Source organism: Pseudomonas sp. TMB3-21, from assembly GCF_054898145.1.
The window spans coordinates 4,456,271-4,479,997 of the sequence record NZ_CM142718.1 but is presented as its reverse complement, the minus strand read 5'-3'; the positions used below and the strand labels follow the sequence as shown (position 1 = coordinate 4,479,997).

Below are 23,727 nucleotides of genomic sequence, written 5' to 3'. Positions count from 1 at the left end.
CTAGTTGCCGCGCTTCCACACCTTGACGTAGTCGATACGGAACGTGGAAGGCAGGTCGGCGTCGTCGACCACGCCGAACCATTGCCACATCGCCTCGCTGTCGAACACGATCTGCATCGGGAAGAAGAAGTTGGTGTTCTTCGCTTCCCGCACCAGCACGCCATCCACGTACCAGCGCAACATGTCCTGCTGCCAGTCGAAACCATAGACGTGGAAGGTGCTCGCCAGCCGCCACGGTGCGACCCAGGTGCTGCCGTCACTGAGATGCTCATCGCTTTGCGGCGTGGCCCAGACGTGGGCGTTCATGTTGTATTTTTTGTCGAAAGCGCCGTCCTTGGTCTTGCCACCAATCTCGAAGATATCGATCTCGGTGGCGTTGTCGGGCAGCCCGGTCCAGGCCAGCCAGAATGCACTGGAACCGGCGGAATTCATGGGTTTTGCCCGCGCTTCGTAGTAGCCGTAAAGCCCGCGTTCAATGGTGCGAACCATCGCCGAGCTGTAATCCTTGTAGCCCAGTTTTACGTACTTTTCGGGCAGGGTTTCCTTGCGGAAATAGATGTTCAGGTTGCCATTGTTGACGACCGCATTGGTCGGCAGAAACAACGCCGGCTTACGTCCCAGCGAATCAGTGCCGGTGGCGTTGTTGACATGCCAGCGCGTTGCGTTGAGCGCCGTCCCGTTGAAATCATCCGACAGCTGCGTGTCCAGCACCCATTTGCCAGCGTTGGCCTGATCGGACAACGGCGCGTTGGGGTTGGTGTGTTGTGGCACTTCGCCGAGGGGACCGACGCGGGTCCATGCCGTGGATTTCGCAGGTGGTGCCACTGACCACTTTTGCGCCAGGTAATCGAACGCGTTTTCCCGCTCGGCTTGCGAGCTCAGCAGGCGGTCGTAGACCAGCACTTCGGCGATGTCGCCGCGCAGGATTTCCGAAGTGCCGACGACGTTACGCGCCACCGCGAATGGACCGATTGGCACGTCATTGATTTCCAGAAAGTCCAGCTTCGGCTCGTAAGCCGTAGTCTGTTGAACGCTGATACCAAAGTTCGGCAGCATGTTGTCGTTATCGGCAAGTAGCGGCCGCGAACTGAACAAGCGCTGCCAGGCTTTGCCACCGGCTTGCTCAGGCAAACGCCTTGACACCACGAACACCGTGGCCGGGCCTTTGCTCTTACGAATTGACGAGCCGGAAAACGCCGCGGTGCCGTTCAAGCGCACCACCGGGCGGCCATTCATGGCGCTGTCGACCCGCAATGGCAGCGCCGTGGCCGCGACAGGGTCGACGATGATTGCGCTGGCCTTGGCGGATTTGTCTCGCCATCGGGTCACGCGGTTTTCGCCATCGACGGTGAGGGTCGAGGCGTCAGCAGCGTCGAGCCACAGCACCAGACCATTGAGTGGCGGGCTGGTGACATTGGCAAACGCATTCAACGCTGCCGACATCAACAGCGTGCCCAGCCATATTTCCCTGACCATGTGCATCTCCTTTCTTCTGAGCTACTGGCTCACTTGTGGGCAAACTGCGGTACCGGGCTCGAGCGATAACCGAGCGGGTTGTGCGATTGCCAGCGCCAGCTGTCGACGATCATCCGTTCCAGGTCGCGTTCGGCAGACCAGCCGAGTTCGCGTCCAGCCTTACTCGCGTCGGCCCAGCACTGGGCAATGTCGCCGGCGCGGCGCGGCGCAAACTGGAATGGGATGGTAATCCCGGTGACAGCCTCGAAATTGCGGATCATCTGCAAGACGCTGTAGCCCACGCCGGTGCCCAGGTTCCAGACATTGACGCCGCTACCGTCGCGCAAGGCTTGCAGGGCTTTGAGATGGCCGTCGGCAAGGTCAACGACGTGGATGTAATCGCGCACACAAGTGCCATCGACGGTCGGGTAGTCGCTGCCGTAAACGGTCAGTTCCGGAATGCGGCCAATGGCGACTTGGGTCAGGCACGGCAGCAGATTGCTCGGCTTGCCCGTGGGATCTTCGCCGATCATGCCGCTTTCGTGAGCGCCGATGGGATTGAAATAACGCAACAACGCGATGCTCCAGCGCGGGTCGGAGGTGGCCAGATCGGTGAGCAATTCCTCGATCATCAATTTGGTGCGGCCGTACGGGTTGGTCGGTTTGCCAGTGCCGAGGTCTTCCAGAATCGGTGTCCGTGCGGGGTCGCCGTAAACCGTCGCCGATGAGCTGAATACCAGGTTGAACACCTTTGCACGCGCCATCGATCGGCACAGGTTGAGCGTCCCGGCGACGTTGTTGGCGTAGTAGTCGAGCGGGTTGCGCACACTTTGCTCGACAGACTTGAGGCTGGCGAAATGCACCACCGCATCGATGTCGAAGTGACTGAAAATGTCGTCGAGCAGCTTCTGGTTGCGCACGTCACCTTCGATGAACTCGACCCGGGTGTGGGTCAGTTGCTCAAGACGGGTGATCGATTCGCGACAGCTGTTGCTCAGGTTATCGAGCACCAGCACTTGCTGGCCTGCGTTGATGAGGGTCAGGGCGGTGTGGGAACCAATGAAGCCGGCCCCGCCTGTGAGCAGCGTGGTTTTTCTGAGCATGATGTGTGATTCCTGTGCGAGAACCGTTTCAGCGGGTGGTGAAAACCGTCTTGAATTCTTGCGGCCAGCGCGGGTGCAGCAGGCTGTAGGCGAGGGCATACGTCAGGGCGCCGATGGCGATGTCGGCGATCAGATGCACGTAGCCGGTCAGGCTTACCTGGGTGGAAAAGGTCACAACGCTGGCGGCCATCACGAGCGAGGCGATGACGCTGCGGTAGTTGCACTCCAGAAACGCCCGCCAGCCGTAACCGATGGCGGTATTCAAACCGCGAATCTGCAGAGGCGTGATGATCAGCATCCTGACCAGCAGGGCCAACGCTGCGGCCATGCCGCCGTAAACAGCGCCGAGGCTGTAAACCAGCGCCAGGGCGAGCAGGGTGGTGCCGACTTCAGCCTTGAGGGTGAGACGGCTGCGATTGACCGCGACCAGCGCCGTGGTCGCGAACATGGCCAGGTTGCCGAGTGCGGCCGTGCAGGCCAGCACTTGCAGCAGAGGAATGGCGTCGGCCCACTTGGCGCCGAAGATCAGCAGGATGATGTCGTCTGCGGTCAGCGCGATGCCGATGAACAGCGGCGTCAGCAGAAAACCGCTGAGCGCCGTCGAGTCGCTGATGAGGCCGATCAGCCGCGAAGAATCCGCGCTGCGCCGGGCGAATGCCGGCAGGGCGTAACTCATCAAGCCGTTGTAGATCGCGGTGCGCGGCAGATCGATGATGCGCATCGCCAGGTTGAACATGCCGACAGCGCTCGCACCGGCCGTGATGCCGAGCACCACATTGACGCCGCGCTGCAGGGTTTGTGAACTGAGTACATTGATTGCTACAGGCGTGCCGGCCCTGAGGGTTTCGCGCAGGAACCGGGTGTCGATGTGGAACCCGATTCGCCTGGGCTCGCCGCGCATCAACACGATCACCGAAACGAACTCCATGATCAGCGCCTGTGCGATCACTGCCCAGGCGCCAAAACCCCACAACGCGACCGCAATGCCACCGACGCCGCCCAGCACCTTGCCCAGCAGCGTGCGGGTGGCGAGCATCTTGAAGTTGCCGCTGCGGCGCATCTGCACCACGTACACCCGCGCCATCATGGTGAAAAGGATTTTCACCGAGGCCACCGCAGTCATCCATTGCAACTCCGGCGAAGGCGCGTACTGCATCGCCAGGCCGCTAATGAGCAGAATCGACACCAGGCTGATCAGCACGGAAAACCAGAACGCGGTCGAGACATGACGGTCGTCCAGCTTTTCCTGGCGCACCAGCGGATCTTCCAGCACGGACGAGTAGATGATGCCGACCACTTCGACGATGGCGATAATCACGGTGCCGATGCCCAGTTCCGTTGGCGACAGCAGCCGGGCATAAACAACAAACGTGATCATCGAGAGGAAAATCAGGCCGAATTTTTCGGTGAAGATCCAGATCAATGTAACCAGACGATGATTGGCCATGGGCGAGACCTGGGGATTGGAACGACAAAGGATGAATTAACGAACCGCAGTCACCAGCGCCCGTAGCACCTGTAGCAGCTGCCGAGCCTGCGAGGCTGCGTCCGGCTGCGTAGCAGCCGTAAACCCGGGCAGCGCGGTGTATCTGGAAAACCGCGTTTGCCGAACTAGCGAGTACTGCGCACTCGGACGCAGGCTTCGCCAGCTGCTACAGGGGTCGCGTTGCCAGGCGGGGCGTGGTCAGGGAGCTTTGCGTAGCGTTTTCATCCGCGCATACAGGTAGCGCAGGGTCGGTTTGCCGTTGAAGACAATCAGTGTCTGCCACGAGTGCTTGAGCATTTTCTGGAAGACCTTGATCACCTGCGCGTGCTCGCCGCGCCGGGAGAACGTGCCAAGGAAGTCGGCATGGTTGGCCAGCACGAAATCTATGCGCTGCTGGCGCGTCAGGCGGGTGCCGTAAAGCTCCAGGTACAAGTCAATGAACTTGAGTTTGTGCGGGTAATATTTTTGCGGCTGCGCGGTGATGTTGCTGGCGTTGACCCCGCGGCGGATCAACACTTCGGGCACCGTGTGAACTTCCCAATGCTCTGCAATCCGTGTCCACAGTAAACGATCTTCGGCGTAGCGCAGCTTTTGATCAAAACCGCCCAGCGCAACAATCGCCTCGCGCCTGACGACCACCCCGGAGGTGCCATTGATGACGTTCTCGCGCATGAAATCGGCAAAGTGATTGCCGCTTTTACGCCGTTCTTCCCGTTGTTCCTTACCGTCACTGAAAACGCTCAGTTGATAGCAATCGATCAAGCCGACCCGATGCCCCGTGCGCGTCAGCTCAGCATAAAGCGCCAACTGCTTCTCGAGCTTTTCCGGGTGCCACTGATCATCAGCATCCAGAAACGCAATAAATGTTTCTTGAGCCTTGAAGATGCCTTTGTTGCGTGCGCTCCCCGGGCCCTCATTGGCTTGTTGAAGGAAGGTAATGGGAAACGGCGCCACGAAGTTCCTGACCATTTGCGGCCCGTCATCGCTGGAGCCGTCGTCGACGATGATCACGTTATCCGGCAACCGGGTTTGCCGGCTCAGCGAGGCCAGCGTCTGCTGAATGCTGCTGGCGGCGTTGTACAGCGGAATGACTACGCACACCGTGCCGGGTGATGGGGAAGCGTCGTTCAGCATGGGCTTTTCTCCTTGGACCGGGTCCCGGCGGACAGGGCCTGTGAGCGGACGGCATAAGCCGGTGCAGGCGAGCGAGCGGCCATGGCCGGTCGTTTGGAGTGGTGATGGCGGAACGTCAGAGCAAGTGTGCAGAACACCAGAAACTCCGCAGAACGGTAATTCGGTATCACGTACGCCACGTAATTGGTGACGATGAACAGCGCGATGATCACCAGCGCGCTGGCCCGGAACTGAGCAGAGCGGTCAGCCGTTACCGCTCGGTATTGTTTAATCAGCGCTTCGGCGAACATCAGGATCAACGCCGCCAGCTGCAGCGCGCCGCCGTTGAGCAAGGTTTCCATGTAACCGCTGTGCGCATTGCCGATATAACCCCAGCGCTTGATAAAAACGTCGGCATCCGGGCTCGACCAGAACGCGCCGTAGCCGTAACCGTTAAGAAACTGGCTATCGATCAGCGGCGTCAGCAGTTCCCAGATCAGCGTGCGGTCGGTCAGCGACGGATCGCGCCCCATCATCTCCAGCAGCAGCGTGTAGTTGCCGTACATGAAGGCGCAGATCAGCAAATAAACGACCGTCGCGGCGAAGAACGCCAGCAACGAACGGTTGACGCGCAGGCGGATCATCGTCAGGAAGTACCAGTAGCTGGCCGCGCCCGTGACGATCAGCGCAATGCCCGTCGCCGACTGCGCGAGCAGAATCGCCACCAGCGAAAAGCTCGCGTACAGCATCGCCATCACATTGCGTTGGCGGATCATCGGCAGCAGCAACAGGATCGCAATGGCATTGATCCGCGCGCCGGCATTCTTCTCGGTAAAAATTCCTTTGAACGCGCCGTCTCGTATACCGCCAGAGATGAAGGCAATGTCTGGCCTGATCACGGCGAAGATCAGACCGATCAACGCGGCAGCACCGATCACCGAACCGATCATGAAAGTAATTTTTTCAATGCTGTAGTTGTAGGCAACGAACCCGGCAAAGAACACCACGCTGACCATCGCGATAAAGCGTTTGAAGCTCAACATCGGGTCGCTGGACCAACTGATCGACGCCGCCACGCACACCAGAAACAGCAGCAGAAAAAAATTGTTGCGGTAAAAACTTTTGCTCAGGAACACCTTGTTGCGGATGAAGAAAAACAGCGGAACCAGCAGGGTCACCAATCCACCAATCTGATTGACCACGTTGCCCTCCATGTCCCGTTGCGCATCGTCCAGGGCAGCACCTTGCCCCAGGAAAAAAGCAATCACCTGGATGTAGAACAACACGCCGAACAACGTAAACCCGTCGCGCAGCGTGGAGTATCTGACTTCCAGTTTTCTCATGAACGTTCGCCCCCCAGCAGCGCCGCCAGGTAGGTGTGCACGGCGCGGCCACTGACGAAGCGATTGGCAGCGGCGATGCGCGCGTGCAGATTCGCATCGCGGGGGGCGCTCAGTTCGCCGGCGATTGCCTGCGCCAGCGCGGCGGGATCGTCGACGTCGACCAAGGGCGCGACCCTGCCGTTGTCGAGAATGTCCAGCGGACCGTGCGGGCAGCGGGTCGACACCACGGGCGTGCCGGTTGCCAGCGCTTCAACCAGCGCATTGGGGCTACCTTCGAAACGTGACGACAATACAAAGCAGTCGGCCGCCGCCACTTCCGCCATGGGCTGACGTGTATAGCCCGGCAGATCGACACGATTGGCCACACCCATTGCCGCCGCCTGTGCCTGCAACTGCGCGCGAAGATTGCCTTCGCCGAAAATGATCAGACGCGTGCCAGAATTCGGCAAACGGGCGAACGCTGCAATCAACGTATCGAAGCCTTTCTGTGGCGCCAGGCGACCCACCGCAACGACCACCGCGGTGGTTTTTTCCAGCAGCCAGGGATGGCTCGGCAGGCCCGGTGGCCTCTGCAGGAAATCGTTATCGAGCACCGGATTGTCGGCGATCGTCACGTCGCGCTTGCGCGCAATCGTCGTGTCGACCAGGTCCTGCGCCACGCCCCGTGATACGCAGATGACCGGATTGGGAATCAGCCGATACAGAAACGGCGCCAGCCAGTAAGCCGCGCGCACCGCCGCCGCCGGATTGACGTGCTTGTCGTGTGAAAACGCATTGCGTTCGCTGACGTGCAGGCGCTGCAGGGTGCCGGACAGTATCGAGGCGGCAATAGCCACCACGTTGACGTGGGTGAGGGCGGCCAGTTGTGCATCGAAGCGGTTGTGCCGTAAAAAGCGTGCCAGCGCCGGGACTGCACTGGCGCTGCGCGGGCTGTTCAGTTCGACCTGTTTGACCCGAGGATCAAGCAGCGCGACGTTCATGCCGCCGCCGGTGAGCATCAGCAGTGTGACGTCGTTGCCGGCCTCGACAAACGCACCGGCCAGTCTCGCCATCATTTTCTCGGCGCCGCCAGCGCTGAGGTCGTGGAGGATGATCAGCAGCTTTTTCATGATTGATTCCATACCTGGTAATAAGCCTGCGCGGCGTGGTGGCTGGTGTAAGGGCGGACGGCTTCGGCCAGGGATTGCCCACCCGGCGTGACCGCGGCAGACATCGCCAGGCTTTGCAGCAAACCTTCGGCCAGCGCCGGCACATCGTTGACCTTGACCAGTTGCCCCAAACGGCCGTGATCGAGCACTTCCCTCGGGCCGGTTTCGCAGTCGCAGGCCAACACCGGCGTGCCTAATGCCAGGGCCTCGATCAACACGGTCGGCATGCCTTCGTGTGATGAACTGAGGATCAGCAGCCGGGCCTGGCGGATCAGCGGATACGGGTTGCGCAGAAATCCAGTGAAATGCACCCGGTTGGCGATGCCCAGCCGTTGCGCCTGCGCGGTCAGTGCACCCCGTTGTGGGCCGTCGCCAGCGATGACCAGATCGGGCAGTGCCTCGCGGCTCAATGCCAGCGCATAAGCGTCGAGCATCACGTGAAAACCCTTGAGTTCCACCAGCCGGCCGACGCCCAGCCAGAACTCGCCTGGCAGGTTGGCGGGCATGGGGGTCTGTGCGGCGTTGAGCAGTTGCTCTGTTACCACTGCGTTCGGGCAATAGGTGATGCGTCGGCGGCCCCAGGGTATCCAGTCGGCGAGGGCGCTGCGCAAACCTTGCGACACCGTCACCACTTTGCCGCTGCCGCACAGATAGAGGGCGTAGAGCAGTCGCAGGCTGGTGACGCCGGTTCTTTGCTCGGCGCAATCAAGTGCGGTGTGGCGGGTGTAGATGACCTTGCATGGACGCCCCAGCGTGGCGAACCAGGTGCACAGGTTGGCCTGCTCCTTGGCGCTGATCAGGTGAGTGACCTTTTCGCGCCGGATAACCCTGCGCAACAGGACAATCGATTTGAGCATGCCGACCACGCCGCTGCCGGCGCCATCGATGGCGGTTGCACCCACAGCGTCCGGGGTGTCGCCGTTGATCACGAAAAAACTGACGCGCTGGCCATCCTTGAGAAATTGCTCGGCCAGGCGTTGCTGTACCCGCTCAACGCCCCCGTCGGATTCGAAATCTTTAAGAATAAACAGGATATGCATGGTCAATGACCCGCTGCTGAGAATGCGCTTCAGGGTGCGCTGATGTTGATCGACACTTTGCGTCGAACGATCATCGCCAACAGGTGGCAAAAGTTGCTCGGGTAGTCGATCAGGTAGCGCTTGATCGTGTGCGGCTCGCGGTACATGCGGTAGAAGGCGCGCAAGTGCAGACGGTCGACCAGCGCCGGGTAGTACTGTTGCGTGGCCATGGCCTCCTGGCGAATGAAGCCGCCGCAGGTAAACGCCACGCCCCTGAAGCCGGCCTGGAGGGCATTGTCGACAAACCGTTCCTGCAGTCCGGCGCCCAGCCCGACGATCAGAATGTGCGTTTCGCTGCGGCAGATGTCGGCGTGAATAGCCTCGGCCTGCTGAGCATTGAAATAGCCGTTGTGATAACCGGCAATGTTCAACGCGGGATAACGCAGCAGAATCTTCTCGATGAACAGCGCCAGTTCGGCCTGCCGGGCGCCGACGAAATACACGCGCTTGCCTTGCGCCTCGGCGCTGCTGAACACCGGGTCGGCAATGGAAGTGAAATCAAAACTTACCCGGCCCACCGCGCGCCCGGTCACGCGCGACATAAAAGTCGACATCAGCATGCCGTCGCAAAAATAGGCGACGGCATTGGATGGCTGCTTGAGGAAGCTGCCGATGGAGGCGAAGTTGACGAAGGAGAACGCTTTGTTCGCGTCCAGCAGCGCCGGCGAATATTGCTCGATCACGTTCAGTTTGATCATTGCATGCCTCCATCAACGACATGCGGCCAGGTTTGCCTGCCGACGGACACATAGGTGAAACCGCGTTTGCCCAGGCGCTGCGGATCAAACAGATTGCGGCCGTCGAAAATCAGCGGCTGCTTGAGCTGGCGTGCGAGCAGGTCAAAATCCGGTGCACGAAACGTTTGCCATTCGGTGACGATGATCAGCGCATCGGCATTCTTCAGCGCGGCTTCCTTGGTGCCCGCGAGCGTCAGGTCTTCGCGCTCGCCATACAGGCGCTGGGCTTCTTCCATCGCCTTGGGATCGAACGCCTGGACGCGCGCTCCGGCTTTCCACAGCGCTTCCATCAACACCCGGCTAGGCGCTTCGCGCATGTCATCGGTGTTCGGCTTGAAGCTCAGTCCCCAGAGCGCGAACGTCTTGCCCTGCAGCGCGCCATCGAAGTGCTCGAATATCTTGCTGAACAACGTGGTTTTCTGTTCGTTGTTACGCGCTTCCACCGCCTTCAGCACGCGGGCATCGATATCCACCGCCGTCGCGGCGTGAATCAAGGCTTTCACGTCTTTGGGGAAGCACGAGCCCCCGTAGCCAACGCCGGGGTAGATGAACTGGTAGCCAATGCGCGGATCGGAGCCGATGCCGTGGCGGACCATCTCGATATCGGCGCCGAGTTTCTCGGAGAGCGTGGCCATTTCGTTCATGAAGCTGATCTTGGTCGCAAGCATGCAATTGGCGGCGTACTTGGTCAGCTCGGCGCTGCGGATGTCCATGACGATGATCTTTTCGCGGTTGCGGTTGAACGGCTCGTAAAGCTCGCGCATCACCTCTTCGGCGTGTGCGCTGTCGGTGCCGATGATGATCCGGTCGGGGCGCATGCAGTCGTCCACCGCACAGCCTTCCTTGAGAAATTCCGGATTGGAAATCACGTCGAAGGTCAGATCGCTGCGCCCGTTCTCGGCCAATACCTCGGCAATGCGTGCGCGGACTACATCACCCGTGCCCACCGGCACCGTGGATTTGTCGACGATCACCTGATAACGGTCCATGTGTTGCGCGATGGTTTCTGCCACATTGAGGACGTACTGCAAATCTGCCGAGCCGTCCTCGTCGGGCGGGGTGCCGACCGCGATCAGCTGCACATCGCCGTGGCGCACGGCAGCCGCCAGATCAGTGCCGAACTGCAAGCGGCCGCTCTGGTAGTTCTCCCGCACCAGGGTTTTCAGACCCGGTTCGTAGATGGGCAACGTGCCCTCGATCAGCGCCTGAACCTTCGCGGCGTCGACATCCACGCACATCACCGAATGGCCGACTTCCGCCAGCGCGGCGCCCTGTACAAGTCCCACATAACCGATGCCGAATACGCTCACATTCATGGTGAAACCTCAGGTCGGGGGCGTCAGTAGATGTTTTTGGAAAAGAGGGTAAAGGGCGTTTTCACGAGGATTTTGATGTCCAGCCACAGCGACCACTGGTTGATGTAGTTGAGGTCCTGGGCGACGCGCTGCTGCATTTTTTCCAGCGTCTCGGTTTCACCGCGGTGACCGGTGATCTGCGCGAGTCCGGTGATGCCGGGCTTGAGGCGATGCCGGGCCATGTAGGCGCGGACTTTGCCGGTGTAATAGATGTTATGAGTTACCGCGTGGGGGCGCGGACCGACCAGGGCCATGGCGCCGAACAGCACGTTGAACAGCTGCGGGAGTTCGTCGATCGAGCTGCGGCGCAGGAAGCGTCCGAGCGGGGTGACGCGGTCGTCGTCGCGGGTGGCTTGACGGACATCGTCGTCCTTGTGCACGCGCATTGAGCGAAACTTCCAGACCCTGATCACTTCGCCGTCACAGCCATGCCGGTTCTGCTTGTACAGCACCGGGCCGGGGGAGGTGAGTTTGATCGCCACGGCCACGGCCAGCAGCAGCGGGCTGAGCAGGGTGATCGCTACCGCGGCCAGGGTACGCTCCAGCAAGTCTTTGCAGAACAGGCTGCCGGGGTGCGAGCTGATCAGGCTTTCATTGAGATAGAACGCCGGCATCCGTTCAATTTCCGAGATCGACTGATTGAGCAGCACCAGGCTGCTGAAATCCGGGATCCAGACCACGTCGACGTTCATGTCCAGCAAGTCGATGTACAGCGCCTCGATCATGGCGGCCTTATCCATGGGCAGCACCAGATAGACACGGCGAATCTCCATGCGATCGATGATTTCACGGATGTCATCGACCGAGCCGAGCAGCGGCAAAATGCTCGGCGCCGGGCCGGCATGGTCGGCGGTGGCGACAAAACCGAGCACCCGCGCACGGTTCGGCCGCGACAGTTTGCGCGCCAGTTCATGGGCGGTCGGGCAGGTGCCGAGAATTACCGAGCGGCGCTCGTTGCAGCGTTTGCTCGAATGCAGGCGGGTGAGGCAATGCAGGGGGATGAAACTGGCCGCTTGCAACAGGTAGCCGGCGATGGCCCAGACGATGATCACCTGTCGCGAGAAAATCGCACTGGTCTGGGTGATGAACGCGATGCTGATCAGCACCGCCAGCAGGATCAGCCAGCCGGCCAGCAACCGAGCGAGCCCGACCAGTAAACCGTGGCGTTTGTGGTAGACCTGCATGGCGCCGTAGATCGGCACCGAACCGAGCACCGTGAGAATCATCAGCACCCGGTAGGGACTGGCCAGAGCGCCAACGCGCCAGTAGACGAGCACCATCAACAGCACGTTGACCAAGGTCAGCGCGCACAGCCACTGACCCCAGAACGTCAGGCCTTTACGATGGGCGACTTGAGCGGTGTATTGCGGAGTCATCGGCTCAACCTCTGGACATGGGGCGTGAATCGGCCGCGCCGTGGAATCACGGCATAGGGGCAGGCACGCTGGTATGTGGCTCGATTGAGATAACGGGTGCAGCGAAGGGCGATGCGAGGTGACGTGCGACCAGCGTTACCTGGAGGCGTAATCGTAATCGTAGAATGTGTCCGAATGACTGTGGCCGTACTTGCGCGCCTTGCGCAGGTCGACCTGGTTAAGCACGATCCCGAACACTGGAGCGTGGCTCTGCTGCAACGTGGCGAGTCCTTTCTGGACCTGGCTGACCGGGGTGCTTTCTGCCTTGACCACGTAGATCACAGCGTCCGAATGCTTGGCCAGCAGCAGCGCGTCGCTGACCATTTCGGCCGGCGGCGAATCGATGATGATATGTCGGTAGCGCAATTTCAGGGCATCAAACATGCGCGCCACCCGCGGCGAGCTGAGCAAGTCCTGTGGCGGCGGCTGACGCGAGCCATGGCGGTGTTCGCCGGGGCCCGGCAGGCGTGCCGAGCTCAACAGGTCGAGCGAGGAGGGCGATACATTGCCGGCCGGTAGCATGTCTAGATTGCCCACCGTGCGGATGCAGTCTTCCAGGCGTGCGGTACCGGCAATCACGTTGGCCAGCCCCGGCGCGTCGGCCGGGAAGTCGAAGTTCGACGACAGGGTCGGCTGGCGCAAGTCAGCGTCGATCAGCAGCACCCGCTCCAGCGACGTTAGCGAGCAGGCAAGGTTGTTGGCGATGGTGCTCTTGCCTTCGCCAGAGACGGTCGAGGTAACGAGCACCACTTGCGCCGGCTGCTCATTGCTTTGCAGCATCAGCCAGGTGCGCAGGTTGCGAATGGTCTCGGAAAAACGCGGATGGTCATTGTCGTCAAACAGGCGCGCCAGTTGCCGACGGCTCTTCTTCATCACCAGCGGGACAACGCTGAGCAATGGGGTATTGAGTGTGCTTTCGACACTATCGTCAGTCTTGAAGGTGTTGCTCAAGGTATCGAACAGGAACGCCATGAGTACGCCGATCAACGCGGCAACCACCGCGACGATCGCCACGATCAGCGTCTTGCGCGGCTTGCTCGCTTCCAGCGGGGCAATCGCCGGGTCGACGATACGCACTTTGGTGGAGTCCATGTCCGAGGTCGCGGCGGTTTCTTTCAAGCGGGTAATGAAGGTTTCGTACAAGGCCCGGCTGCTGTCGACTTCACGCTGGAATTCGCGCAGCTGGAACTCTTTGCGCGAAATGTTTTGAAGCTGCGCCTTGTTGGTGTTGAACGAACCTTGCAGAGCCTGTTCGCTGGCCACCGCCAGCTGATATTGGCGCTCGATACCGGCGATCACTTGCTGCACCTGCAGACGCAGGCTGGTGGTAGCGGCGCGCAACTCAGACTGCGCTGAGGTCAACGCCGGGTGTTTAGGCCCGTAGCGTCCCGATAGCTCCTCGACCTTGGCCTGCGCCTTGGCCAGTTCTCCCTGGAATTGCTGAACCAGTGGGTTGGTCAGTACCGCCGGCACACTCGACAACCGGCTGAGGTCGCCATTGCTCAGCGACTTGGCCTGGCGATACTGACTTTCGGCTTCGGCACGATTGCGCCGCGCATCGATCATGCGATTGCCGGTCATTTCCAGTTCGTTGGCGCTGATGGTAGCAACGCCGCCGACATCGACCAGGCCCTGCTCTTCGCGGTAGCCCTGCAGTTTGTTCTCGGCGCGGCGCAGGTTATCGCGCAGTTCAACAAGGCGGGTGTTCATCCAGCTGGTGGTGGTTTGCGAGGACTTCACATTGGTGTCGAGCTGGCTGTCGATGAAACCCTGGGCCAGCGCGTTGGCAACGTCGGCGGCCAGTTTCGGGTCAGGCAGTTCCACTTCGATTTCCAGCAGCTGACTCTTGCCGACAAATTTGATGCTGGTGTGCAGCATCAGGTTTTGCGTGACCTGATTGAAGATGTCCAGTTCCGTGGGCGTGGGCTGCACCGGTGTGAGGAATGCCAGGCCTGGCAGCCACTGCCCGCTGTTGAGTTCGGCCAGCCATTGGCGTGGGGTGAACCACGGCTTTGGCTGTTGCCGCGGGTCAGTGATGGGATTGGTCGTAAGGTTGAGCTTGCGCACCGCGCGTTCCGCCAGCTCCCGCGATTGCAGCAGCGCCTGTTGGGTCTGCAGGTAATCGGTGGCATTGGTCGACGAGTCTTTGACCTGCTGGAACGACATCAGCGGTGGGTTTTTCTCGTTGATCAGCAGGGTTGCGCTGCCGACGTACTGCGGGGTGATCATCGACACCGCCACAATCGCCATCACCACGCTGAGCAGCACCAGCCAGCCGATGTTCCACTTGGCGCGCCAGATTACCCGCCACAGTTTCATCAGGTCGATGGTGTCCTTCTCTTCGCCGTGATGCTGATACAGATGCGCCTGAAGAGGACGTTCGATGTAGGTGCTAGGGCTGTTGTCCATGATTAGAAAAAGCCTTGTGCAATGGAGATGGTGTCGCCGGGGGCAATGACAGTGCTGCGGGTCACCGCATCGGTAAGGGTTGGACCGCCGTCACCACGTACGATGGTGACGCGCTTGATCGAGGCGCGTTCGGTCAGCCCGCCACCCAGGGCGATGGCTTTTTCCAGGGTCAGACCGGGCACGAACGGATAGCTGCCGGGCTTTTGCACCTCACCGTTGATGTAGAACGAGCGGTACTCGACCTGACTGAGGCTGACCTTGGGGTCGACCAGATAACCTTGCTTGAGGCCATCGACGATGATTTTTTCCACTTGCCCCGGGGTCATGCCCAAGGCGTTGATTTCCCCCAGGAACGGGTAGGAAAAGGTCCCGGCATCACTCAGCCGGATTTTTTTCATACTCAACTCCGGCTCGCCGAACACGATGATTCGCAAGACGTCACCGGCCGCCAGTTTGTACTGAGTACCGGGTTGGGCTGCCTGAGCGTCGGGCAGCAGCCAGAGCGCGAACAAAAGCACGAAGATGCGCGAGTTCATGGGGAAACCTCTAGAGGCTTACGTTGAAACTGATCTGGAAGACGTTGCGCTTGAAACTTTCGTTGTCGGCATCGGAATCGTTGTCGCGGTGCCGATAACCCAGCTCGATGTCCAGCCAGCGCCGCATTTCGTACACCACCGCCAGGTTGTAATCCTGAAGGTCGTCGGTGCGGTCCTGGCCTTCATATTCGTAGCGACCCATGCCGGCTTCGGCGATGGTGGTGATGCGCTCGGTCCAGCCGTGGCGCCAGCCGACCTGGGTGAACGTCGCTTTAACGGCATCGGAGCCGTCGTCGCCTTCGGCCATAGCCTGCTTGGCCAGGAAGGTGAACTTGGAATAGGTGCGGGGTTTCCAGTCCAGATTGACTTGCCAGGTCGGGTTACTGAGGTCGCCGGAGTCGTTCTCGTCAAATTCCTTGCGCTCATAGCCGATACGCACCTTGCCGGTGGTACGTGCAGTCACGTCCCACTCAGCGCCTGCCAGCACGGCATTGGATTTGCTGCTGCGCGGGCTGTTGGGCTCGACGTAGTCGAAAATCTTGTGGTTGTACTCAAGCAAACTGCGGGTGTTGCTGCCGAGGCGGTGGTACCACGTGGTGGACAATGCCGTGGTGTCGCGCTCTTTGTCGTCGTTGATGCCGTCAGCGTTGTCGTAGCGAAGGCGATCGTAGCTGGCGCCCAGATCGATCTGATTCAGAGCGCTTTTGGCGCCGTAGGTATAAACGCCGCCGACGCGCTGACTGCTGATCTCGTCATTGATGCCGTCGACAGCCGTCGAGGTGGTGCGTTCGTACTTGCGTGCCTCAGCTTCCAGTTTCAAGCGATGGCGATCGGTGAACTCCATCACGCTGTCCGCTCGCAACCGTTGTGCGGTATTCGAGGCGTCGGAGTCATCGTGATAGATGTAACGGGTCGGCTGCCAGATCAGTCGGGTGCCGCTGTTGCGGTCTTCAGCCTTCAGCTCGAAGGTGGGCGCAATTTTGGTCACCATGGTCGAGTCGACATCGTGCTCCAGCTCGCGAAAGTTATCATCGTAACTTTCGGAAAATAACAAAGTGGGGGTGAAGTCGAATCCATACACATCGATCGATTGTGGTTCGATGCTCCAGGCAGCGCCAGGATAAAAAGACATCATGACCAGCATGAGAGGGCAGTTAGACTTCAAACCCATATGTTTGCTCCTGACGAGAACAGCCTGGCTTTTATTTATTAGTCATTTGTTTATAGCTGCCATTGGCTGTCGTTCAAGGTGACTCAAGGGCACACATACCTGTTGTTCTCTGTTCAGGAACTGCAATAACAGCATGACGCGCTCGGCACCGAGCATGGACAGGAACACGCCTTCCAGTGGCGACAGCGGGCCGCGGATGATTTGCAGGGTGTCACCGGGTTCGAGGGTGGGCTCGGAATGCGGTTCCAGGGAGTTGATGCACCGAGTGCGCAGGTGCTCGATGACGTGATCGGGCACCGTGGCGGGCCCGTGGTTGAATTCGACGATGCGGCTGATGCCCCGCGTGGAACGAATCGGGCCCCAGTTATCTTCGCGACTCAGCTGTATGAACAGGTAGCCCGGAAACAGCAGCTCCAGGGTTCGTAAGCGCTTGCCCCGCTGCAAGCGTTCGCTGACCAGTTGAGGGCAAAACGTTATGTAGTTCTGTTGCAGAAGATTGATCTGAGCTCGCTCATCTTGCCGGGGCTTGCACTGCAACAGGTACCATTTGGAAGGGAGGGCGATAACTTCTTGCATGGGGGGAGCTCCATACATAGCGAAGATAGTTCAGCAGGCGACAGGCACAGCTACGCCATCGCGCTTGCCATCATGCAGCTAGTAGGCAGTGGCCCATGGAGGCCGGTGCATCGTCAGAAAGAAAGCGTCAATAGTTATAGTGGAGAAGTTGATGTATCAATAATGCAACAGATATCTGGGGTGGCTTTTAATTATGCGAAAAAATTCGCGCGATAGAGTTCATGGCAACTGCTGAAATCGCCTTTCGTTCTATCTAAATTCAAATTAGTAATGAAATTGTCATCGAGTTTTGTCAGAGCAAAGCTACCGCATGGTCGATACTTGCGACCCTAATTAAATAGCTTCGTGCGTGTCCTGACTTGCCGGGGGGTCAATTAACAATGCAACACTTATGGGCATTCCCCGAGCCGATATAGTTATCGTCCAGTCTTGGCGAGCTGTCAAACGCTACAAGTCAAAAAGAATGCCTTTTATCGAAAAGCAAAATTGATGAACTGTAAGTCATTGATGATTAAGGGTGTTGGTTTTCTGTCGGAAGAATTAAACTTTTTGCAAGTTTTGTAGTCTTTGCGATGGCTAACACAGAATGAAGTCATTGTGATGTCAGTTTAGTTGAGAACTACAGTCATGGTTAACGGCCCGGGCAACTTGCAAGGTCCTTCTCCCCAACTTCGGGCACTTTGCACCTGATCGGGGAGCGAATTCAATCTATTAATCGGCGCAGCCGCGTGGTGCAAGTGCCGAGGTGCGAGCCTGCAATTCGTCCCGCGTTTGCACGCACCCGGATGTCAGGATTTCTTTTTGCACGTCATCTCGGCTGCGCCATAGCCCCAAGTCACCCGCGCCTCACCCTGATGTTCCCGGAAACTTTCGTTCTGACCTTGATATCGGCTGCCGCTGGCGGATTGAGCGGCCGTCATCAGCGAGCGCTGGTCTTTATAAACGGCAGCGAGAGAAGGTGGTTCGGTTTGAAAGAAGGTCGCACTCACTGTGCCGTTGCGGCCACAGTCGTAGGTAACAGGCCCTGTCGAGGCAACAAGGCCATATGTGCTTTGAACTTCAACAGTACGTTGGCGATAACGGCTGCTGATGCACGCGGGTTTATCGTCGGACTTCCAGCATTCATCGCGACCTTTTATCCAGCCGCGCTGTTCGGCTTTCAACACTTTGGAATCGGCACCGGCATTTTTCAGAGCGGCGTTGTAGGCAGCCGCCAGCGTCCGGTCCAGCGCGGCCAACTCTGGGGTTTTGCAGATAATTTCCTCGACGCTGCTGGACATTTTTTCCGAGCATTTGAACGACGGACCCTGCGCTGCGGAGGCCGGCGAGGTGAATGCCAGCGCAGATAAACCGGCGCAAGCCAGTGTGCGATAAAAAAGCTTCATGATCACTCCTGTAGTGAAGCTGCACCGCGAACGTGCAGGTGTTACCCGGCATAGTCTCACAGGCACTGCTTTTCGCCGATGCGGGGCAGGGTTCCTATAGTTGATTTTATCGATTGCGATGAACTCAGAACGCAGAAAAGCGCCCGGTCCCGGTGCAGGAACCGAGCGCTCAACACTAGCGGTAAGCAGTTATTACGCCTGGCGCGCGGCCATTGCCGAGTAACTGTTCATCAGGTTGCGGTAGTTGGGGATGCGCTGGGAGAGCAGGTTGCCCAGGCCCTCGATATCGTTGCGCCAGTCACCCTGCAGCTCGCAGGCGACCGAGAACCAGTTCATCATTTGCGCGCCGGCTTGCGTCATGCGATTCCACGCAGCCTGTTGCACGGTGGTGTTGAAGGTGCCGGAGGAATCGGTGACCACAAACACTTCAAACCCTTCTGCCAGCGCCGACAATGTCGGGAAGGTGACGCAGACATCAGTCACCACACCGGCAATGATCAGCTGGTTGCGACCGGTGGCTTTGATCGCCTTGACGAAATCTTCGTTGTCCCACGCGTTGATTTGACCAGGACGTGCGATGTAAGGCGCATCCGGGAACATCTCTTTCAGCTCTGGCACCAGCGGGCCATTGGGGCCTTGTTCGAAGCTGGTGGTGAGGATGGTCGGCAGCTCGAAAAATTTGGCGACGTCGGCCAGGGCCAGCACGTTGTTCTTGAACTCGTTGGGCGAGAAGTCCTGCACCAGCGAGATCAGGCCAGTCTGGTGGTCGATCATCAGAACTACGGCGTCGTCTTTGTTCAGGCGGTTGTAGGTGGTCATGGTGAAATCCTTTATCGAGTGGGTTGGGCGTCGTTCAACATGGGCTCAGATTAAGGAAGTACAAGAACACGATAAAGAGCTTGAAAACGGTTTGACTGTCCACTCAGTTGGGACAATGGCCCGGCATCACTCCATTGGAAGCACTACCACGAATTTCGTACCGATTTTGCTTTCCGAGGACACCTCGATCCGGCCGCCGTGAGCACCAACGATTTGATCAGCAATAAAAAGACCCAGGCCGAGGCTCGAATAAGGCCCGTGGTCAATTGACGCTTGCGGCGAGTAACGCCCCATCGGATTGAAAATAAACGGCAGGACATCTTCCGGTATGACGCTGCCACTGTTGTGGACGCTGAACAGAAGGTTATCCCCCGAGACCTCCAGCGTGACCGTAACCGGCTGGCGACCATCGCCGTGTTGTACGGCGTTATTGATCAGATTGGAAAACACCTGCTCCAGTCGATCGCTGTCGAACTGACCTGTCGCCCGTTTGACCGATTTCAACTTGATGTTGGTTTCCGGATACACCGTTCTGGATTCATCGACAATCCGCTCGCAAATCGGGCTGAGGTCTATCTCCTGTTTTTTCACGGGGATACCCGGGCCGACCTGGGAACGGGTGAAATCAAGCAGATCACCGACAATCTGGCTGGCGCGTTTAACGCTACTGTAAATGCGCGAAGCGATTTTGGTGGGCCGTGCGCCCAGATCGTCCGAACGCAAAAGAACGTCCGCGCCCAAGAGTATTGCGCTCAGTGGCGTGCGCAGGTCGTGGCCGAGAATGCCAAGGAAGACGTTGCGTGAAGCCTGAACGGCTTCGGTGTAACTGTTGATGGACTCGGCCAGCGCCTGATCGATGGCTTCATTGAAGCGGATCATGTCTTCGACTTGCAGCTGCGTGCCGTCGGCTGATCGTTTCATCCACAGTTTAATCACGCTCGCTCGCAAGGCACGGAATTCCGAAACCAGTTGATCGATGGTAAAACCGGACATCAACCGGGTAATGGCATGGGTCTTGGCAGCGGTTTCGTCCTCTGACACGCCATGGCCCTGAGATTTTTCTACTTGTTCCTTCGCGGACTGTGCGGTTTTCAGATCCGCCGCGATGGTGCGCAGCATCAATTCAGCGTGATCGCGCAGGGCCGCCGTATCCAGCGGATTGCCAGGGGTGTCCATGGTCCGTGCGAAGTTTTCCCATTCCTGGACAATGGCTTCAATATTTTCGAGGATGAATCCGGATAAACGCATAGCTGTCCAAACCTGAACGTTGAACCGTGCATTGTGCTGGCTCGATGATTCAGTAGAGCATCAATCGTGCTTGGGGCGCAAAAACGTCGGTTCGCTCAACCCGGCGTGAGGTAAGCCGTTTATAAACAGGATTCGGTAACAGCCTTCATAATCGGGCAACGCATTTGATTTCGATCATGGAGGTGGACACGCCAAGCGCAACCACTTCCACCAGCGTTTGAGCAACTTGCGGGTCTTCGCCATAGGCTTCGGCGCGTATCGCAAACAGTTCGTCCGCACGGGACAGGAAGTTTCTGATATCGGTCACAAACAAGGTTTCTTCGACAATATGAGGCATGTCTGCGCCGAACGAATTCAACGTCGTTTTGACATTCTGGTACGCCATGCGAACTTGTTCAGCAATGTCGTTCTCACCCACGGTCTGCCCATTGGCGTCGACACTCAACTGGCCCGACAGATAGATCCAGTTGTCGACTTTTACGCCGTCATTGATAAGCCGCTTGAAGGGGCCGTTGCGCAGCACAACTCTTTCGGTGTTCATGGTGGCGATACCTTTTTATTGAAAATGTCGTTAGGCGAAACGAAGAAATCAGCTTAAAGAACGGCCCCATTGCTGGATGTCTTTAGCAAAAGCCTCGGGCACCTCCATGGCTGCAAAGTGGCCACCTTGCTCCATGACCCGCCAGTATTTGAGGTTATAACCGCGTTCAATCAAACTCCGCGGTGGGTTGGGGGATCTTGAGTCGGGGTAAGCGGAAAACCCGGTTGGAGTCTCCACGCGTCGACCGACTGGCATCTCAGTAACTTGCTCCATACGGCCAGCGGTGTAAAACCAGGCCGCGCTGGCAAATGCATCGTTCATGACGTAAATCATCACGGATGTCAGCAGTTGGTCTTTGCTAAATACGGTTTCGAATGATCGATCCCGTAAATCCGACCAGTCATGGAACCGTTCCAACAGCCAGGCAGCCTGGCCCACAGGATTGTTTGCCATCGCGTAAGCCAGCGAATGAGGTTTGGTGGACTGCAGTTGATAATAGGCACCCAAGCGAGATTCATACTCGGCGTGTGAGGTTGCGTATATGTGTTCTTCGGCGTCACCGGGCGCGGACTGGGGTGACACGATCAGCAAATTCAAATGCATGGCTTTAAGCGATTCGGCATAGTCGAGGCCGAGCCAGCCGACGACGCCAGCTCCCCAGTCGCCGCCTTGAGCCATATAGGTTTTGTAGCCGAGCCTTTCACGCATCAGTGTGTCGAACAGCCTCGCGGTTGTGCGGGCGCCGATCGGCTGCCGAGGCTTGCCACTTGAACCGAAGCCAGGTAGCGAAGGAATGACCACATCAAAGGCATCGGCAGTGTTATTACCGAATCTCGACGGGAAGGCCAGACGCTCGGCCACCTGCCAGAATTCAAACACCGACCCAGGCCACCCATGAACCATGAGCAAGGGTCGCTTGCCGCGTGCTTCACCCACGATGTGCAGAAAGTGAACGTCCAGGTCTTCGATTCTGGTCACGAATTGCGGATAACGGTTCAGCTCATCGACTGCCTTCTGCGTGTCATAACCATTGACCCAGTAATCGCAGATTGATTTCAAGAAAACCGGATCACAACCGTACCGCCAACCGGCACTCTCGGGCTCGATGGGGAACTCGTAAGTCCTGACTTTATCCAGAACGCTCGCCAATTTCGCAGTTGGCCATTCAACTTTGAATGGACGTATGTCTCCTTTCACTGCGGTGTCGGCGAATAAGGACAGCGGCGTTGCTGCCGAGGCCAATACTGCAGCGCCGACGAAACTGCTTTTCAACAATGTCCGCCTGTTAAAACCCTGTTGATCGTCGGATTGCATGATTAGCCTCTGATGTCTGGCGTAGGTATGGAATTTCAGAAACGTTCGTGACGCTTCATGTCTTGGCCATATGGCAGCGCAAATTCAGACTCACGACCGCAGAGAGGTGAACGCGCGGCGGAGTTCTTCAGTGAACAGTTTGGGTTGCTCCAGCGCAGCGAAATGACCACCTTTTTCAACTTCGCCGAAATAGATCAACTTGGGAAAAGTGGCCTCTGCCCAACTTTTTGGCACTTGATAGATTTCTCTCGGGAATACACTCACCGCTACGGGCACGTCGATGATGCCTCCGGCAAAGCTGTTTCCCGGATTTTCCCAGTAGAACCGCGCGGCAGAAGCACCGCTTCGGGTAAGCCAGTACAAGGAAATATCGTCCAGCATTGCGGTCAGGGAAATCGCTTCTTCGGGATCACCCTTGTTGTCCGACCATACCTGGAACTTTTCATAGATGTAGGTCGCCAGCGCTACGGGGGAATCGAGCAAGCCGTAGCCCATGGTTTGCGGTTTGGTCGACAGCTGTTTGAAATACCCGATGCCCTCTGTCTTGAAGACATTGGCTTGATCAACGGCGCGTTTTTCGTCGGGTGACAATTTTTCGGGAATGACCTCGGGGAACACGAACGCCCAATTCAGATGGATCCCGGCCAATCCCTCAGGTCTTAATTGACCGAGCGTGCTGGTGACGCTGGCGCCCCAGTCGCCCCCTTGCGCAACCCAGCGTTCATAGCCGAGCCGGTCCATGAGTTTGACCCAGGTCGCAGCGGTTTTATCGATGTTCCAACCCGGGGCAGTCGGCTTTGCGGAGAACGCATAACCGGGCAGTGAAGGGATGATGACATCGAAGGCGTCGCTCGCTTTGCCGCCATGGCGGACAGGATCGGTCAAGGGGCCGACGACCTCCAGAAACTCCGAGAACGAACCGGGCCAGCCATGTGTGAGTAAGATGGGGAGTGCATTGGGCTCAGCTGATTTAACGTGAATGAAGTGGATATCCAGTCCATCGATGTTCGTCAAAAACTGAGGTATCTGGTTGACTCGCCGTTCAAACGCTCGCCAGTCGTAATGATCGTGCCACGCTGCAATCAGCGCTTGTGCCTTTGCCAGCGGGACGCCTTGCGACCAGTCCTGCACGGTTTCCTTTTCAGGCCAGCGGGTAAGGGCGAGCCGGGCGCGCAGATCGTCAAGGTCGCTTTGCGCGATTGCAATGCGAAACGGCACGATGGCAGTGCCGGTAGGTTTTGCCGAAGGCGCGGAAGCAGCCAGGGCGGGGCCGGACAACAGGGGCAACGTCGACCCCGCCGTTATCGACAGAAGGCCAGCGCCAGAGAGAAACGGTAGAACCGATCCCGTTGTCACAGCGGCTTTGAGTACGCCGCGTCGTGAGAATGCGGACGTGATTACCGGAGGCGGATCAAGACGCACGGTTTCATGTTCGGTTTTATTGTCATTAATGTGCGTAATAAAATCCGACATGACTGTTCATCTCTACGCGAT

General features: G+C 58.4%; 20 protein-coding genes. All 20 read right to left on the bottom strand.

The features are described 5' to 3' along the window. The 20 genes from ACYZTS_RS20375 to ACYZTS_RS20280 all read right to left on the bottom strand — a co-directional run bounded on the left by ACYZTS_RS20375 (position 1) and on the right by ACYZTS_RS20280 (position 23,706). Positions 1 to 1,476, bottom strand: a complete 1,476-nt coding sequence (locus ACYZTS_RS20375) for a family 16 glycosylhydrolase (RefSeq protein ID WP_028620241.1) — start codon at positions 1,474 to 1,476, stop codon at positions 1 to 3. 29 nt (positions 1,477 to 1,505) lie between these two features. Continuing rightward, positions 1,506 to 2,558: a UDP-glucose 4-epimerase GalE gene (galE, locus tag ACYZTS_RS20370; RefSeq protein ID WP_461991625.1), complete on the bottom strand. Its 1,053-nt coding sequence runs from the start codon at positions 2,556 to 2,558 to the stop codon at positions 1,506 to 1,508. A gap of 28 nt (positions 2,559 to 2,586) precedes the next feature. Further along, positions 2,587 to 4,005, bottom strand: coding sequence for an oligosaccharide flippase family protein (locus ACYZTS_RS20365; protein ID WP_461991623.1), 1,419 nt, complete (start codon positions 4,003 to 4,005; stop codon positions 2,587 to 2,589). A 237-nt stretch (positions 4,006 to 4,242) separates the two neighbouring features. Then, positions 4,243 to 5,178 carry a glycosyltransferase family 2 protein gene (locus tag ACYZTS_RS20360; RefSeq protein ID WP_461991621.1) on the bottom strand — a complete coding sequence of 312 codons (936 nt, stop codon included), beginning with the start codon at positions 5,176 to 5,178 and terminating at the stop codon, positions 4,243 to 4,245. Next, positions 5,172 to 6,500, bottom strand: coding sequence for an O-antigen ligase family protein (locus ACYZTS_RS20355; protein ID WP_461991619.1), 1,329 nt, complete (start codon positions 6,498 to 6,500; stop codon positions 5,172 to 5,174). Before ACYZTS_RS20355 ends, ACYZTS_RS20360 begins: the two co-directional genes overlap by 7 nt. After that, positions 6,497 to 7,609, bottom strand: coding sequence for a glycosyltransferase (locus ACYZTS_RS20350; protein ID WP_461991617.1), 1,113 nt, complete (start codon positions 7,607 to 7,609; stop codon positions 6,497 to 6,499). The genes ACYZTS_RS20355 and ACYZTS_RS20350 overlap by 4 nt, the downstream gene beginning before the upstream one ends. Beyond that, positions 7,606 to 8,688 carry a glycosyltransferase gene (locus ACYZTS_RS20345; protein ID WP_461991615.1) on the bottom strand — a complete coding sequence of 361 codons (1,083 nt, stop codon included), beginning with the start codon at positions 8,686 to 8,688 and terminating at the stop codon, positions 7,606 to 7,608. The genes ACYZTS_RS20350 and ACYZTS_RS20345 overlap by 4 nt, the downstream gene beginning before the upstream one ends. Positions 8,689 to 8,717: 29 nt before the next feature. Next, complete coding sequence (locus tag ACYZTS_RS20340; RefSeq protein ID WP_028620247.1) at positions 8,718 to 9,425, bottom strand: WecB/TagA/CpsF family glycosyltransferase; 708 nt, start codon at positions 9,423 to 9,425, stop codon at positions 8,718 to 8,720. Beyond that, positions 9,422 to 10,780 (bottom strand): UDP-glucose dehydrogenase family protein, encoded by a 1,359-nt coding sequence (locus ACYZTS_RS20335; protein WP_461991612.1) that lies wholly within the window; start codon positions 10,778 to 10,780, stop codon positions 9,422 to 9,424. The genes ACYZTS_RS20340 and ACYZTS_RS20335 overlap by 4 nt, the downstream gene beginning before the upstream one ends. 23 nt (positions 10,781 to 10,803) lie before the next feature. Continuing rightward, entirely contained in the window at positions 10,804 to 12,195 is a 1,392-nt protein-coding gene (locus ACYZTS_RS20330) for an undecaprenyl-phosphate glucose phosphotransferase (protein WP_461991610.1), read from the bottom strand. Between the two features lie 135 nt (positions 12,196 to 12,330). Further along, complete coding sequence (locus tag ACYZTS_RS20325; protein ID WP_461991608.1) at positions 12,331 to 14,643, bottom strand: GumC family protein; 2,313 nt, start codon at positions 14,641 to 14,643, stop codon at positions 12,331 to 12,333. A gap of 2 nt (positions 14,644 to 14,645) precedes the next feature. Further along, positions 14,646 to 15,179, bottom strand: a complete 534-nt coding sequence (locus tag ACYZTS_RS20320; protein WP_028620251.1) for a polysaccharide biosynthesis/export family protein — start codon at positions 15,177 to 15,179, stop codon at positions 14,646 to 14,648. 10 nt (positions 15,180 to 15,189) lie between these two features. Then, the gene (locus ACYZTS_RS20315) at positions 15,190 to 16,350 is read right to left on the bottom strand and encodes an outer membrane beta-barrel protein (RefSeq protein ID WP_461991606.1); all 1,161 of its coding nucleotides are present in this window, start codon (positions 16,348 to 16,350) and stop codon (positions 15,190 to 15,192) included. A 42-nt stretch (positions 16,351 to 16,392) separates the two neighbouring features. Beyond that, the gene (gene rfaH, locus ACYZTS_RS20310; protein ID WP_028620253.1) at positions 16,393 to 16,926 is read right to left on the bottom strand and encodes a transcription/translation regulatory transformer protein RfaH; all 534 of its coding nucleotides are present in this window, start codon (positions 16,924 to 16,926) and stop codon (positions 16,393 to 16,395) included. A 788-nt stretch (positions 16,927 to 17,714) separates the two neighbouring features. Beyond that, complete coding sequence (locus tag ACYZTS_RS20305) at positions 17,715 to 18,311, bottom strand: MliC family protein (RefSeq protein ID WP_461991604.1); 597 nt, start codon at positions 18,309 to 18,311, stop codon at positions 17,715 to 17,717. 192 nt (positions 18,312 to 18,503) lie between these two features. After that, positions 18,504 to 19,130, bottom strand: coding sequence for an isochorismate family cysteine hydrolase YcaC (gene ycaC, locus ACYZTS_RS20300; RefSeq protein ID WP_461991602.1), 627 nt, complete (start codon positions 19,128 to 19,130; stop codon positions 18,504 to 18,506). 126 nt (positions 19,131 to 19,256) lie between these two features. After that, positions 19,257 to 20,378, bottom strand: a complete 1,122-nt coding sequence (locus ACYZTS_RS20295) for an ATP-binding protein (protein WP_461991600.1) — start codon at positions 20,376 to 20,378, stop codon at positions 19,257 to 19,259. Positions 20,379 to 20,523: 145 nt separating this feature from the next. Next, a complete protein-coding gene (locus ACYZTS_RS20290) occupies positions 20,524 to 20,919 on the bottom strand; it encodes a RidA family protein (RefSeq protein WP_461991598.1) in 396 nt (131 codons plus the stop codon). Between the two features lie 48 nt (positions 20,920 to 20,967). Further along, on the bottom strand, positions 20,968 to 22,233 hold the full coding sequence (locus ACYZTS_RS20285) for an epoxide hydrolase family protein (protein WP_461991596.1): 1,266 nt from the start codon (positions 22,231 to 22,233) through the stop codon (positions 20,968 to 20,970). A 90-nt stretch (positions 22,234 to 22,323) separates the two neighbouring features. Beyond that, complete coding sequence (locus ACYZTS_RS20280) at positions 22,324 to 23,706, bottom strand: epoxide hydrolase family protein (protein WP_461991594.1); 1,383 nt, start codon at positions 23,704 to 23,706, stop codon at positions 22,324 to 22,326. Between the last annotated feature and the right edge of the window lie 21 nt (positions 23,707 to 23,727).